Consider the following 14,389-nt stretch of genomic DNA (forward strand, 5'->3'; position numbering starts at 1 on the left):
CGCCCGCGTGATCACCACCGAACTGCGAATGGCCGACCACACCAACGAGACCGGGGGCATTCTGCTTGGACATCACACCCACGACGCCGTCACGGTCCACCACGCCGGAACGCCCGGCCCCGCCGCTGTCCGCACCCCCACGTACTTCCTGCGCGATCTCGCGCACGCCCAGACGCTCGCCGACAAGGCTTTCGCGACCGACCGCAGCGTCTGGGTCGGCGAATGGCACACCCATCCCACCAGCCGCCCGGCCCCCAGCGCACGTGACACGGCCACCTACCGTCAGCTCCTGGGCGATACCGAGCTTGGCTTCCACAGCATTGTCGCGCTGATCTTCGCGTATCAGGAAGGGCGTTGGACGGGGACTGCCTGGACCTTCCATAGCCAGCGCGTCACCCCCGTGGAACTCACCGTCAGCCGCACGGGCAGGCCGATGTGACCGCCGCCACAATTCTTCCTAGCCCGACGCGCTGGTACGAGCAAGCAGCTGTACGACGAAGGCTATTGGTGCGGTTTCGGCACGACCCGGCACCGGCCAGCCGATGACCACCCGCGAATGGCTCAACCGCCCGCGCCGAAAGCCACCGCGATCGTCGCGGTCCGCACCTGCGCGATCCGTCCCATTTTCTCCTGGGGCGGTTCCGGCTCCTGGGCCAGAGCCGCGACGAATCTACCGAGTCCTGTAGCCAGCGAGGCCAGGGCGGAACTGCAACTAAAACTGCAACTACGAACGTCGATGGCCCCCGCTGCGGGCAGCGGGGGCCATCGACGTATTGCCCGGTGAGAGCAATGGCGGAGGATACGAGATTCGAACTCGTGAGGGGTTGCCCCCAACACGCTTTCCAAGCGTGCGCCCTAGGCCACTAGGCGAATCCTCCGCCGCAAACAATACAAGACGCTGGGGCGTGCTCGCGAACTCGTTGTGGGGGGTGGGGATCGGGTAGGGTGGGCGCAGCCCCTCACGTGGCGCTATCTGACTGAACTCCCCCAGGGCCGGAAGGCAGCAAGGGTAGGTCGGCTCTGGCGGGTGCGTGGGGGGCGCTTGCGTTGGGGTGGTGGTACGGGCGCGTTGTCGGAGGGGGCCGATATCGTCGTAGGTGTGTCGTCCCTTGCGCTGTACCGCCGCTATCGACCCGAGTCCTTCGCCGAGGTCATCGGGCAGGAGCATGTCACCGACCCGCTGCAGCAGGCGCTGCGGAACAACCGGGTCAACCATGCGTACCTGTTCAGCGGGCCTCGTGGCTGTGGGAAGACGACCAGTGCGCGCATCCTCGCCCGTTGTCTGAACTGCGCGGAGGGGCCCACGCCGACGCCGTGCGGGGAGTGCCAGTCCTGCCGGGACCTCGCGAGGAACGGGCCGGGGTCGATCGATGTCATCGAGATCGACGCCGCGTCGCACGGTGGCGTGGACGATGCCCGTGATCTGCGCGAGAAGGCGTTCTTCGGTCCGGCGAGCAGTCGTTACAAGATCTACATCATCGACGAGGCGCACATGGTCACCTCAGCGGGGTTCAACGCCCTGCTGAAGGTGGTCGAGGAGCCGCCGGAGCATCTCAAGTTCATCTTCGCGACCACCGAGCCCGAGAAGGTCATCGGGACGATCCGGTCGCGTACGCACCACTATCCGTTCCGGCTCGTGCCGCCCGGGACGCTGCGCGACTATCTCGGCGAGGTGTGCGGCAAGGAGCGGATCCCCGTCGAGGACGGGGTGCTGCCCCTGGTCGTACGGGCCGGTGCCGGGTCCGTCCGTGACTCGATGTCCGTCATGGACCAGTTGCTCGCGGGCGCCGCCGAGGACGGGGTTACGTACGCGATGGCGACGGCCCTGCTCGGTTATACGGACGGGTCGCTGCTCGATTCGGTGGTGGACGCGTTCGCGGCGGGCGACGGGGCCGCGGCGTTCGAGGTCGTGGACCGGGTGATCGAGGGTGGCAACGACCCGCGGCGCTTTGTCGCCGACCTGCTGGAGCGGCTGCGTGACCTGGTCATCCTGGCCGCCGTGCCGGACGCCGGGGAGAAGGGGCTGATCGACGCGCCCGCCGATGTCGTCGAGCGGATGACCGCACAGGCGTCGGTGTTCGGGGCGGCGGAGCTGAGCCGGGCGGCCGATTTGGTCAATACCGGGTTGACGGAGATGCGTGGAGCGACCTCGCCCCGGCTTCAGTTGGAGCTGATCTGCGCGCGGGTGCTGCTGCCCGCGGCCTTCGACGACGAGCGTTCGGTGCAGGCACGGCTCGACCGGCTGGAGCGGGGTGCGGCGGCGGCCGCCACGGTGCAGGGCGCGGCGTTCTCGGGGGGCGGGCCGGGGCCGGCGATGGGGTACGTACCGGGGCCCGAGGCGCACACTCCCGTACTGCCGCCGCACGCTCCCGTACCGCCTGCGACGCCTGCCGGACCGGCCGTACCGCCCAGCGCCCCCGCGGCTCCGCCGCCTGCCGCCGCGCCCCCGGCCGCGCCGCCGTCGTCCGTACCGGAAGCCGCGGAGCCGCAGCGGCCCGGCGCGTGGCCGTCCGCCGCAGCGCCCGATGCCGGGCGTCGTCCGGGTGGCTGGCCCACCGCGTCGGCGCCTGGCCAGGGCGCCCCACCTGCCCGTACGCCCCAGGCCCCCGCCCCGGCCGCCGCGTCCGCACCCCAGCCGCCCGCCGCCGGGGGCCCCGGCCCGGGGATGGCCCAGGGTGCCGGCCAGGTGCGCAGCATGTGGCCGGACATCCTGGAGGCCGTCAAGAACCGCCGGCGCTTCACCTGGATCCTGCTCAGTCAGAACGCGCAGGTGGCGGGGTTCGACGGTACGACGCTCCAGCTCGGCTTCATCAACGCGGGCGCGCGCGACAACTTCACGAGCAGCGGCAGCGAGGACGTGCTCAGGCAGGCGCTCGCCGAGCAGTTCAATGTGCAGTGGAAGATCGAAGCGATCATCGACCCGTCGGGCGGTGCCCAGCCGCCGTCCGGAGGGGCCGGTGGAGGCGGCGGCGGTTACGGCGGCCCCGGCAGCAGCGGCGGTTACGGCGGTAACCCCGGCAACAGCGGGGGTTACGGAGGCGGCGGCCCCGGCGGCGGCGGAAACCCGGCAAGCAGTGGTGGGTACGGAGGCCGTCCCCCGGCAGCGAACTCCGCACCGGCAGCCCCGACCGCGTCGGCGGCCCACCGCCCGGCCCCGCCCGCCGCGCCCTCGTCATCGGCCGCGTCGGCGAACCGTACGTCCGCGGCACCGTCCACCGGTCCCGGGCAAGCACAGGCCCAGCCGCAGGGTGCCGCTCCGGACCGGTCCCAGCGGCCGGGTTCCGGCGGCCCCGGCAGCAGACCGGCCTCCGGGCCACCTCCCGTAGCCCCGGAGGACGACATTCCGGAGGAGGACGATCCGGATCTCGTCGACTCGGCGCTCTCCGGCCATGACCTGATCGTGCGCGAGCTGGGAGCGACCGTCGTGGAGGAGTACACGAATGAGTAGCGAGGCGGAGACAGCGGCGGGCGGCGACCGCGGCGAGACGGACACACCCGCGAGGCGGCAGCAGCAACGCGAAAACAAGCAGCAACGCGAAGAGAGCGCCGGGCGGAGATGGGACACGGTGGCGAGGCGGACAGTGGCGGGCGGAGACGGCCCGCAAGCGGAATCGACCGTTCCCCCGGCTAGGCTGCCTCCCGTGAAGGTCCTTGTCATCGGCGGCGGCGCCCGCGAACACGCCCTGTGCCGCTCTCTCTCCCTCGACCCCCAGGTCACCGCTCTGCACTGCGCGCCCGGCAACGCCGGTATCGCCGAGGTCGCCGAACTGCACCCGGTGGACATGCTGGACGGCGCGGCGGTGGCCCGCCTCGCCGCCGAGGTCGGGGCCGGTCTGGTCGTCGTCGGACCCGAGGCGCCGCTGGTGGCGGGGGTCGCCGATGCCGTACGGGCAGCGGGCATCCCCTGCTTCGGACCGTCGAAGGAGGCGGCCGAGCTGGAGGGTTCCAAGGCCTTCGCCAAGGATGTGATGGCCGCGGCGAACGTACCCACGGCCCGCAGCTACGTCTGCACCACGCCCGGGCAGATCGACGACGCGCTCGACGCCTTCGGCACGCCGTATGTCGTCAAGGACGACGGGCTCGCCGCCGGCAAGGGCGTCGTCGTGACCTCGGACCTCGCGGTGGCACGCGCGCACGCGCTCGCCTGCGAGCGGGTCGTGATCGAGGAGTTCCTCGACGGGCCCGAGGTCTCGCTCTTCGCGATCACCGACGGCCGTACGGTCCTTCCGCTCCAGCCGGCCCAGGACTTCAAGCGCGCGCTCGACAACGACGAAGGCCCCAACACGGGCGGCATGGGCGCGTACTCCCCGCTTCCCTGGGCCGACCCCAAGCTGGTGGACGAGGTCCTGGAGACCGTCCTCCAGCCCACCGTCGACGAACTGCGGCGGCGCGGCACGCCCTTCTCCGGGCTGCTGTACGCGGGTCTCGCGATCACCGGCCGGGGGGTGCGGGTGATCGAGTTCAACGCGCGCTTCGGCGACCCGGAGACACAGGTCGTGCTGGCCAGGCTGCGGACCCCGCTGGCCGCGGTGCTGCTGGCGGCGGCCGAGGGGACGCTCGCCGATCTGCCGCCGCTGACCTGGCGGGACGACGCGGCGGTCACGGTGGTCGTGGCCTCGCACAACTACCCGGACACGCCGCGCACCGGCGACCCGATCGACGGCCTCGACGAGATCGCGGCCCACGACGCGCCCCACGCGTACGTCCTGCACGCCGGAACCCGGCGGGACGACGGCGGTACGGTCGTGAGCGCGGGCGGCCGTGTGCTGTCGGTGACGGCGACGGGCGAGGATCTGACGCAGGCCCGCGAACGGGCGTACGCCGCGCTGCACCGCATCACGCTGCCCGGTTCCCAGCACCGTACGGACATCGCGCGCGACGCCGCGAAGGCGTAAACGAACGAACACGACCGGCGCGGCGCCGCGAAGGCGTAGGCCCGCGCGGCGCCGCGAGCCCGAAGGGGCAAGCGAGCCCCCGGAACCGCAAGCGAGCACGAAGGCCTGAGCGAGCACTCCGATCCGCAAGCAAGCATCCAGAACCGCAAGCCCCCGCAGGCCCCGGCACCCGGCCCCGCACCTCCAGCCCGGTCGCTCGGCCCCCCGGCCATCGACCGCCGTCAACCCCGCCGGGCATCCTGCCGGCAACCCGCGCCGGCAACCCCGTCCGCCACTTCCCCTCCACCAGGCGCCCGCCGCCCGGTGGAGCGGGACTGTCGTCCGTACGGGTGGACAAGGCGCGCTCGGCCCCTGAAATAAGGGCCCGTGGGCCGCTCGTCAGCAGCTTTGACCAGAGCCATTCCATCGAGTGACGAATGGGCCATCCGGATGACGGGTCGCCGGGGTCCAACTATGGTGCGGCGCAGGCGTTCCGGCACTTGGCCCATCGACATTGCGTTGTCAGTGGCGGGTGCCACAGTGGGGGAGTGAGCAAAGCCGTCACAGGGGCAGAGGGGGTGAAGTCCGACCATGTCCGGTTCCCGATCCGGTTCGCATACCGGTCTCAGTACCAGTTCCGGCATCGGCGACGAGCTTGGTGCTCAGGGCGCCCGCGTCCGGGCTCTCGCCGTGCTGCGGGTGCGCAGCAGGGCGCTGGCCGTCGCGCTGCTGCCCGCCGCCGTCGCCGTTGTGCTGCTGGCGGGCGGGGCCACGGGCCATCTGCGCGGGGGGAGCTGGGACGCGGCCCGCTGGGCCGTGACGGCCTTCGCGGCGGTCGTGCTCCTGCTCGGCGCCGGAGTCGCGGCCGTGATCGCCTGGGCCAGACCCGCCCTCAGCCCCACCGTCGCGGTCACCGAAGCGGCTGCCCCCGATCTCTACCGGCTGGTGCGTGATCTCGCGGAGCGGCTCGAAGTGCCCGCCCCCTCCGCCATAGCGCTCACCCCGGACTGCGACAGTTGGCTGGAGGACCGTACGCATCCGGCGCATCTGCCGGCCCTCCCCGGAGCGGGCCGTCGTCGTCGTACGCCCGCCGCGCCCGTACTGGTGATCGGGTCGCCCTTCCTGTGGTGGATGCGGGTCGCCGAGCTGCGCGCCGTGCTCGCGCCGGTCGTCGCGGGTACGGGTCCATCGGCGCATCCGGACATAGCCGCCGCGCGCAGGTTCGTGCGGGGACTCGACGCGGCGGTCGCGGTGGCGGCGCGCCCCCGGGGACCGCGCCCGGGGCGGAAGGCGATCCCAGGGCTGCCGGGGCGGGGAGTGATACGGAGAGCGACGTTCGGCCTGGTCGGGCGGATCGCCAAGCTGCTGCTGCGCGGCTGCGCCGAGCATGCCGCCCAGATGGAGCGGGGGGTCGCGGCGGCTGCCTCGGAGCGCGCGCAGGGGGTGGACTACGGGCTGCGGATCGTCGCGCAGGAGCAGGTGGGACTCGCGTACGCGGGGTGGGACCGGCTGCTGACCAGGGTCGCCCTGCCCGCCTGGCGCATGGGCCGGTGGCCCTCCCGGCTGGACGCGGGCGTGGTGTCCGCCCTCACGGAGCTGTCCCGCCGCGACCGGCTGGCGGAGGGGTTCGCCTCCCGGCTCGGCGAGCGCCCCGCCTGCGACCTGCTCGAAGAACCGGGCGCGGTCGACGAGGCGGCGTCCCTCCTCGCCGCCCGCCTCTTCCACGGCGGCCCGGCCGAGGCGGGGCCCGACTGGTCGCCGGTGGACTGGCAGCAGTATCCGGAAGAGGTCGTGGACCGTAAATGGCGTACGGAAGCGGCCCGGCTGCACCGCGTGCTGGACGGTATGGGAGTAAGGCGCTCGGCGGACCCCGACTCCTCCGCGATGGCGCCGGGCCCCACCCTCGCCCGGGTCATGGACCACCTGTCCGCCCCGAGCGGTGAAGGCGCCCATGGCATGGAGAGCGCCATGGGCAGAGGCGGCGAGGAGGGTGCCGAGGCGGTCGAGGCGGTCGAAGCGGTTGAGGAGGGCGTGGAGTACGAACGCGCCCGGTCCGCCGACGCACGTGCCGCCCGAGCCGCCCACGACCGCGCAGCCCAGGCAGCCCAGGCCGGCGACGCCCTGGCCGCCGGAATCAGCGCGGAGCTGGCCCGCGAGGAGGCGGCGGCCCCGCCCGTCCCGATCGAGACCGGAGGCGATGCCCTGACCTCCTGGGGCACCGATCCGCTCCCGCTCTTCCCGCTCCAGCCGCCCCGTACGAGCAGGGAGCTGCTGGCCGACCATGTGACGGCGATGGTCTGCTGCTCGGCCGTCGACACGGCGGGCGCCTCCCCCGGCCTGGACTGGCTGGACGGCCCGGCCCTTCTGGTCGACGGGAAACGGCGCGCGGATCTGGTCGGGCGCGTTCTCAGCCTGGTCGAGGGAGGCGACGCGGAGCCGCTCCGTTCCTGGCTGGCCTCGCTCGGCGTACGGCCGGAGAAGCCCGTACGCCTCGTCTGACGCCAGACTTCATCCGATGGCACCGGCCCCCGACGCACCGGCCCCACGGGCACGACCCACCGGCCGGGAGCGCAAGGCGGCCTGATGCACGACCCACCGGACCGGGGCCCAGGGCGGGCGCCCGCAGACATCACCGCCCCGACCACCCAATTTCGCCCCGTAATTCGAACTCGGCTCACCGATTCATCCGGACGCGAAAGAATCCCCCATATCACACCCCACATCCGGATTAGGCCGTTCCGTTAACGTCAATTAGCGACGAACGGTGACGGGCCGCGTGCGTTATGTGATGTGCTGGAGCCTGGCGCTTGTATCAAAAACGGCCGTACCACCCGATGTGGCTCGGCGGCTCGGAGGAGGGGGCGCGATGGGGGCGGACCAGATCCGACGATGGGAATCGGGCGCTCTCGCCCATGCGGTGAGCGACCCGTTCGGCCAGGGCCCGCTGCCCTGGCTGCGCGGCAGTGAGAACTATTTCGACGACACCGGCCAGCTCGTCCCCTGGTACGCGGACCCGACCCTGGGCCGTGGCCGCAGCGGAGGCCCCCGTACCGCCGACGACGTACGCCGCCAGATCAAGGGCTTCGCCTCCACCGGCGCGGTCGCCCCCGGCGAGGCGATCGACTTCCATGTCACGGTCGACCCGCCCCAGCAGTTCTCCGTCGACATCTACCGGATCGGGCACTACGGCGGCGACGGCGCCCGCAAGATCATCACCAGCCCCCGGCTCTCCGGCATCGTCCAGCCGCCGCCGCTGACCGCCGACCGTACGGTCTCCTGCCACCACTGGTGGCTGTCCTGGCGGCTCCAGATCCCGTCGTACTGGGCCCTCGGCGCCTATGTCGCCGTCCTCACGACGGCCGACGGCTACCGCTCCCACATCCCCTTCACCGTCCGCGACAGCCACCCGGCCGATCTGCTCCTCCTGCTCCCCGACATCACCTGGCAGGCGTACAACCTCTACCCCGAGGACGGCCACACCGGTGCCAGCCTCTACCACGCCTGGGACGAACAGGGCCTGCTCCTCGGCGAGCAGGACGCCGCCACGACGGTCTCCTTCGACCGCCCCTACGCGGGCGCGGGCCTGCCCCTCCATGTGGGCCACGCGTACGACTTCATCCGCTGGGCCGAGCGGTACGGATACGACCTCGCCTACGCCGACACCCGCGATCTGCACGCCGGCCGGGTCGACCCCACCCGGTACCGCGGCCTGGTGTTCCCCGGCCATGACGAGTACTGGTCGATCCCCATGCGCCGCACCGTCGAGCTGGCACGCGAGCAGGGCACCTCGCTGGTCTTCCTCTCCGCCAACACCCTGTACTGGCAGGTGGAGCTGGGCCCGTCCGCCTCCGGCGTCCCGGACCGGCTGCTCACCTGCCGCAAGCGCCGGGGCCCGGGCCGCCCCGCGCTCTGGCGCGAGGTGGACCGGCCGGAGCAGCAGCTTCTCGGTATCCAGTACGCGGGCCGGATCCCCGAGCCGCACCCCATGGTCGTACGGAACGCCGATCACTGGCTCTGGGAGGCCACCGGCGCGGGCGAGGGCGACGAGATCGACGGGCTGGTCGCGGGCGAGGCGGATCGGTACTTCCCGCGCACCGCACTCCCCGACCACCAGGACCGCATCCTGCTCGCGCACTCCCCGTACCGCGACAGCGAGAACGCCCGGCGCCACCAGGAGACCTCGCTCTACCGCGCCCCGTCCGGCGCGCTGGTCTTCGCCTCGGGGACCTTCGCCTGGTCCCCGGCGCTGGACCGGCCTGGCCATGTCGACACCCGTATCCAGCGCGCGACCGCCAACCTCCTGGACCGCATCTGCAAACGCGACTGACCCTCCTGGGACATGAGCTGGGGCACGACCCGGAACACGAGCCCCCTCAAGCCCGAGACGAATCCCGACCGGCGCCCGGTACCAATCCCGACCGGGCCCTTCGACCAGCGCCCGGTACCCCCCGCGAGCTGGGCCTTCCGGCATACGGGAGAATCAAGGCGATCTCCCGAACCGGCCTGGACCGGAGAGTCGGACAGAACCACGGGGAGGAACCGTGTCCGGATTCGTCGAAAAGCCCGAGCCCCTTCAGGTGCCGGGTCTGGTGCACATCCACACCGGCAAGGTGCGCGATCTGTACCGGAGCGAGGCGGGCGACCTCGTGATGGTCGCCAGCGACCGCATCTCCGCCTACGACTGGGTGCTGCCCACCGAGATCCCCGACAAGGGCCGGGTCCTCACCCAGCTCTCGCTCTGGTGGTTCGACCGGCTCAGCGATCTCGTACCCAACCATGTGATCTCCGCCGATGTCCCCGCCGGCGCCCCCGCCGACTGGGCCGGCCGCACCCTCATCTGCACGCCCCTGCGCATGGTCCCGGTGGAGTGCGTCGCCCGTGGCTATCTCACCGGCTCGGGTCTCGTGGAGTACAACGAGTCCCGTACGGTCTGCGGAGTCGCCCTCCCCGAGGGCCTGTCCGACGGCTCCGAGCTGCCCGGCCCGATCTTCACGCCCGCCACCAAGGCGGCCGTCGGCGACCACGACGAAAACGTCACGTACGAGGAGGTCGCCCGCCAGGTCGGCGCGGAGACCGCCGCGCTACTGCGCCGGACGACCCTCGACGTGTACAGCCGGGCCCGCGATCTCGCCCGCCTGCGCGGGATCATTCTCGCGGACACCAAGTTCGAATTCGGCTTCGACGGTGACCGGCTGGTGCTCGCGGACGAGGTGCTGACCCCTGACTCCTCACGTTTCTGGTCGGTGGACTCCTGGGAGCCGGGGCACCCGCAGCCCGCGTACGACAAGCAGTTCGTACGCGACTGGCTGACCTCGCCGGCCTCCGGCTGGGACCGCAGGAGCGAGCAGCCGCCGCCCGCGCTGCCGCAGGAAATCGTCGAGGCGACCCGGGCGAAGTACCTGGAGGTGTACGAACTCCTCACCGGCACTCCGTGGCGGTAGGCGCCGCGTACCGGTAGCGATACCGGTACGCACCGGCACGCACCGGTATGAGCCGACACCAGCCGATGCGGGCACGCCGACACCAGCCGACACGAAAAGGCCCCCGGTCACCTGGACCGGGGGCCTCTTCGTATCTCTCCTGAGCGGACGACCAGGTTCGAACTGGCGACCTCAACCTTGGCAAGGTTGCGCTCTACCAACTGAGCTACGTCCGCGTGCGCCGTAACGCGAGTGCCACTATACCCCAGCGAACCGCTCAGTCCTTCCGGTGTGGCCGGTCAGTCCTTCCGGGCCGCGCCGTCCGAGATCAACAGGGTGGACATCATGCCCTTGTCCTCGTGATTGAGAATGTGGCAGTGCAGCACCGTCTTTCCGGTGTAGTCCAGGAAGGCGGCCCGCACCACGATGTTCCCGCGAGCCGGCACGTCCACGGTTTCCTGGTATCCGTAGAACGGCACGGGCTTCCCGTTCGTACTCATCAACTGGAAGTCGTTCGTGTGCAGATGGAACGAGTGGACCTCGTCGCTGTTGTTCTGAACCGTCCACTCCTGCACGGTGTTCAGCTTCGCCTGGAAATCAATGCGATCCGGGTCGAACTGCTTGCCGTTGATGTAGAACTCCGTACCCGCCTCGTTCTCCGTGTACGTGATGGTCTTGCGGGCCGCGATCTTGGCATCGGCCAGATCGATCGCCGGAGCGAAGGTCGCCGGCAGTTTCTCCCGGGGCACCGGCTCGCCGCGCGAGACGACCGTGGCGAGCGTCGCCTCCGGGAACTGGTTGCCCGCCGGGCCGGTGTTGTACGGGAGCGTCTTCAGCTCGGTCGTACTGCCGGCCGGGCCGCCCTCCACCAGTACGTCGAAGCGCGCGGCGGCCGGGATGATGATCGAGTCGACTGAGTAGATCTTGGTGACCGGGTTCCCGTCCCGCGCGATCACCCGGAACTTATGGCCGGGCAGCGCCACCTTGTAGAAGATGTTGGCGCCGATATTGGCGAGCCGCCAGAGCTGGGTCTCACCGGGCCGGATCCGGATGACGGGATTGAGCTGGCCGTTGACCACCCGGGTCGTGGGCGCGCCGATGCTGAGATCCTCGGTCTTGATCTGGTCGCCCTGGAGCTGGAAGTCCTTGAGCGCGATGGTGCGTTCGGTGATGTTCCGCAGCGGCTTCGGCAGATACTGCTTCAGCCCTTCGACGACGATGATGCCGGACATGCCGCCGGCGGTCTGCGGGGCGGTGATCGGGTGCGCGTGCGGGTGGTACCAGTACGTTCCTGTCGCCAGGTTGGGCGGGAACTGGTAGGCGTACTGGTATGTCTCGCCCGGTTTGATCATGACGAAGACATTGTCGGAGTGGCCGCTCGGTGAGACATGCAGGCCGTGGACATGCACATTCGTCATCTGGTCGATCTTGTTCACCAGTGACACGTCCATGCGGTCGCCGGGCCTGATGCGCAGGGTCGGCGGCATGTACTGCCCGTTGTACGTCAGGGCCCAGAGTTGGCGGCCGGCGAGTTCGACCTTCTTGCGCTCGACCACGATGCGGGTGCGCAGGAATCCGTTCTTGCTCACCACCTGTGCCGGTTCCCGCAGCGGATCGCCCGGCGGGACCGGGGGTGGCGCCGAGGCGGCGGGCGAGGGTCCCGGCGACTGCGCCTGGGGTCCGCCCGATCCTCCCGGATCACTTCCGCAGCCCGCCAGCAGGGCGAGGAGGGCGAGAAGTGCCCCGGCCAGGATCCTGGTTCGCATCACGTTCTCCGGTCTGAGGTCGCGGTCTGCCGGGGCCCGGGGATTACGTGATTTCGCGGATGCCCGCATTGTGTGTGTTCATCCAGGCTCGCCCTGGCCCATCCCGGCCCGTGGTGGTATTCGCCGATCATTCTGGCGTGAGACATTCACCACTGAGGTCACCGACCCGCTGGTCAATCGAATCCGCGATACGGCGTCCACGACGGCGCATACAGAAACGCCCGGCTGGTAAACCCAGCCGGGCGTCTATCTGGATCAAGTGACCCAGATCAATCAATTTCACTGGAGCGGACGACGAGATTCGAACTCGCGACCCTCACCTTGGCAAGGTGATGCTCTACCAACTGAGCCACGTCCGCACGCCCACCACCCTACCTGATCCACTGAGGTGAACCGGAGAGCGATGCAGAGCGGGTGACAGGAATTGCACACTGCGCCTCCCCCTTGGAAAGGGGGCGTTCTGCTACTGAACTACACCCGCACGCTCTGCGAGGCGCTTGCCTTTCGGCCTTGCCCCTCGGCGTGGTCCAAACTCTAGCCGATCAAAGGGGGTGCTGTGCAACTCGGTGCGCCACCGCGTCGCCCGGCCGGCACCGCGGGCCCGCCCCCGGAGCCCGGCCGCCTTCCGCCCGGTCGCTGCTTCTCAACTCGCTTCGCGGAACGCCTCGTACACCCGCTTGGGGATACGGCCGCGCGCCGGCACCTCCATCCTGTGCGACTGGGCCCAGGCGCGGACGGCCGCCGGATCGGGTGCGAGGGCGGTGTGCCGATAGGTCGTCAGGGATTTGCCGTTCTTGCTGGCGTTTGTCTGCTTTCGACCCGCCGCCATGAACGGCGCCAGGGCCTTGCGCAGTTTCTTTGCATTGGCGGGATTGAGGTCGATCTCGTACATCTTCCCGTCCAGGCCGAACGTGACCGTTTCCGACGCTTCTCCGCCGTCGATGTCGTCGGAGAGTGTGACCACTACGCGCTGAGCCACGGATATCGGTCCTTTCCTGCGGTACCGCCCTGCCCGGGCCGTCTGGGAAACACGGCTGACGTGCGGCGATGCCGGCCTTCCGGCTGTTAACTGGGGACTTCGGGGCCAATGCTGCTTTCCGCTGTATTCCTTTGTACAGCGGTGGGCGGCGCATTGTGAAGCCCAGCCAATTGCATCAGCGTGTCCCATGCAATAGGGGGCCGCGATTTGGCCTGGATTTTCCCCGGCGTTGCCCGGTGTCCGAAGTCGGGCCATGATCTGCGAACGGGTCTGTCTACCCGCGTAGATTTTCCGGCCCGGTACGCTGAGGGAAGCGCGGGGGGTCTGGGGGATTCCCCGGGATCCGGGGCATTCGCCCGGAGAACACAGCAGCAGAACCAGCCGCACCACACCACCGGGAGTGCCAGTGGCACGCGTCGTAGTCGACGTCATGCTCAAGCCGGAGATCCTCGACCCGCAGGGACAGGCAGTGCAGCGCGCACTGCCGCGTCTGGGTTTCGACGGGATCGCCGATGTCCGCCAGGGAAAGCGCTTCGAGCTGGAGGTGGCGGAGCCGGTCGACGCCGCCGCTCTCGCCCGTATCCATGAGATGGCCGAGACTTTCCTCGCCAACACCGTCATCGAGGACTTCATCGTCAAGGTGGAGGAGGCGTGACGTCCCGTATCGGAGTCGTCACCTTCCCCGGCACCCTGGACGACCGGGACAGTCTGCGCGCCGCCCGGATCGCCGGGGCCGAGCCCGTACCGCTCTGGCACCGTGACAAGGACCTCAAGCAGGTCGACGCGGTGGTCCTGGCCGGCGGTTTCAGTTACGGCGACTATCTGCGGGCCGGAGCCATCTCCCGGTTCTCGCCGGTGATGGAAACGATCATCGAGCAGGCGAAGGCCGGGCTGCCGGTCCTCGGGATCTGCAACGGCTTCCAGATCCTCACCGAGTCCCATCTGCTTCCCGGGGCGATGCTGCGCAACAACCATCTGCACTTCATCTGCCGCGACCAGAAACTGCGGGTGGAGAACGCGGAGACCGCCTGGACCGCGGACTATTCGGCGGGCCAGGAAATCTCCGTACCCCTCAAGAACATCGACGGCCGGTACGTCGCCGACGAGCGCACGCTCGACGAGCTGGAGGCCGAGGGCCGGGTCGCCTTCCGCTATCTGGACGGCAACCCCAACGGCTCGCTCCGGGACATCGCGGGCATCACCAACGCCGCGGGCAATGTCGTCGGGCTGATGCCGCACCCCGAGCACGCCGTGGAGCCGCTGATCGGTACGGGCCGTACCGACGGCCTGGGATTCTTCACCTCGATCCTGAAGAAGCTGGTAAGCGCCTGATGACGATCAAGATCCTCG

Annotated in this window: 10 protein-coding genes, 4 tRNA genes and 1 other RNA gene; 9 read left to right on the forward strand and 6 right to left on the reverse strand. The window is 70.2% G+C overall.

Annotation, left to right across the window (positions count from 1 at the left end):
* Positions 1 to 7 precede the first annotated feature (7 nt).
* Positions 8 to 439, forward strand: coding sequence for a Mov34/MPN/PAD-1 family protein (locus tag KQY30_RS18985; protein WP_254407215.1), 432 nt, complete (start codon positions 8 to 10; stop codon positions 437 to 439).
* 351 nt (positions 440 to 790) lie between these two features.
* On the opposite strand, the gene KQY30_RS18990 is transcribed toward KQY30_RS18985, so the two are convergent.
* A tRNA-Ser gene (locus tag KQY30_RS18990) sits at positions 791 to 878 on the reverse strand.
* 72 nt (positions 879 to 950) lie between these two features.
* Here KQY30_RS18990 and ffs point away from each other — a divergent pair.
* The 6 genes from ffs to KQY30_RS19020 all read left to right on the forward strand — a co-directional run bounded on the left by ffs (position 951) and on the right by KQY30_RS19020 (position 10,315).
* Positions 951 to 1,049, forward strand: an RNA gene (ffs, locus tag KQY30_RS18995) — signal recognition particle sRNA small type.
* Between the two features lie 50 nt (positions 1,050 to 1,099).
* Positions 1,100 to 3,448, forward strand: a complete 2,349-nt coding sequence (locus KQY30_RS19000; protein ID WP_217307861.1) for a DNA polymerase III subunit gamma and tau — start codon at positions 1,100 to 1,102, stop codon at positions 3,446 to 3,448.
* Between the two features lie 193 nt (positions 3,449 to 3,641).
* A complete protein-coding gene (purD, locus tag KQY30_RS19005) occupies positions 3,642 to 4,895 on the forward strand; it encodes a phosphoribosylamine--glycine ligase (RefSeq protein WP_217307862.1) in 1,254 nt (417 codons plus the stop codon).
* Between the two features lie 570 nt (positions 4,896 to 5,465).
* Positions 5,466 to 7,373, forward strand: coding sequence for a hypothetical protein (locus KQY30_RS19010; protein WP_217307863.1), 1,908 nt, complete (start codon positions 5,466 to 5,468; stop codon positions 7,371 to 7,373).
* Positions 7,374 to 7,740: 367 nt separating this feature from the next.
* Positions 7,741 to 9,201 carry a N,N-dimethylformamidase beta subunit family domain-containing protein gene (locus tag KQY30_RS19015; protein ID WP_217307864.1) on the forward strand — a complete coding sequence of 487 codons (1,461 nt, stop codon included), beginning with the start codon at positions 7,741 to 7,743 and terminating at the stop codon, positions 9,199 to 9,201.
* 214 nt (positions 9,202 to 9,415) lie between these two features.
* Positions 9,416 to 10,315, forward strand: coding sequence for a phosphoribosylaminoimidazolesuccinocarboxamide synthase (locus KQY30_RS19020; protein ID WP_217307865.1), 900 nt, complete (start codon positions 9,416 to 9,418; stop codon positions 10,313 to 10,315).
* Between the two features lie 142 nt (positions 10,316 to 10,457).
* Here the strand turns inward: KQY30_RS19020 and KQY30_RS19025 are convergent.
* The 5 genes from KQY30_RS19025 to KQY30_RS19045 form a co-directional block, all read right to left on the reverse strand.
* Positions 10,458 to 10,530 (reverse strand) — tRNA-Gly (locus tag KQY30_RS19025).
* Positions 10,531 to 10,593: 63 nt separating this feature from the next.
* Positions 10,594 to 12,060, reverse strand: coding sequence for a multicopper oxidase family protein (locus KQY30_RS19030; protein ID WP_217307866.1), 1,467 nt, complete (start codon positions 12,058 to 12,060; stop codon positions 10,594 to 10,596).
* Between the two features lie 283 nt (positions 12,061 to 12,343).
* Positions 12,344 to 12,419 (reverse strand) — tRNA-Gly (locus KQY30_RS19035).
* 50 nt (positions 12,420 to 12,469) lie between these two features.
* Positions 12,470 to 12,541, reverse strand: a tRNA-Gly gene (locus KQY30_RS19040).
* 162 nt (positions 12,542 to 12,703) lie between these two features.
* The gene (locus KQY30_RS19045; protein ID WP_079023629.1) at positions 12,704 to 13,039 is read right to left on the reverse strand and encodes an Lsr2 family protein; all 336 of its coding nucleotides are present in this window, start codon (positions 13,037 to 13,039) and stop codon (positions 12,704 to 12,706) included.
* Between the two features lie 406 nt (positions 13,040 to 13,445).
* Here KQY30_RS19045 and purS point away from each other — a divergent pair, with 406 nt between their 5' ends.
* Positions 13,446 to 13,694, forward strand: a complete 249-nt coding sequence (gene purS, locus KQY30_RS19050) for a phosphoribosylformylglycinamidine synthase subunit PurS (protein WP_046506082.1) — start codon at positions 13,446 to 13,448, stop codon at positions 13,692 to 13,694.
* Positions 13,691 to 14,371 (forward strand): phosphoribosylformylglycinamidine synthase subunit PurQ, encoded by a 681-nt coding sequence (gene purQ / locus KQY30_RS19055; protein ID WP_217307867.1) that lies wholly within the window; start codon positions 13,691 to 13,693, stop codon positions 14,369 to 14,371. Before purS ends, purQ begins: the two co-directional genes overlap by 4 nt.
* Positions 14,372 to 14,389: the final 18 nt, after the last annotated feature.

It is taken from the genome of Streptomyces sp. GMY02 (genome assembly GCF_019056675.1).
In the GTDB taxonomy this organism is placed as follows: domain Bacteria; phylum Actinomycetota; class Actinomycetes; order Streptomycetales; family Streptomycetaceae; genus Streptomyces; species Streptomyces odonnellii.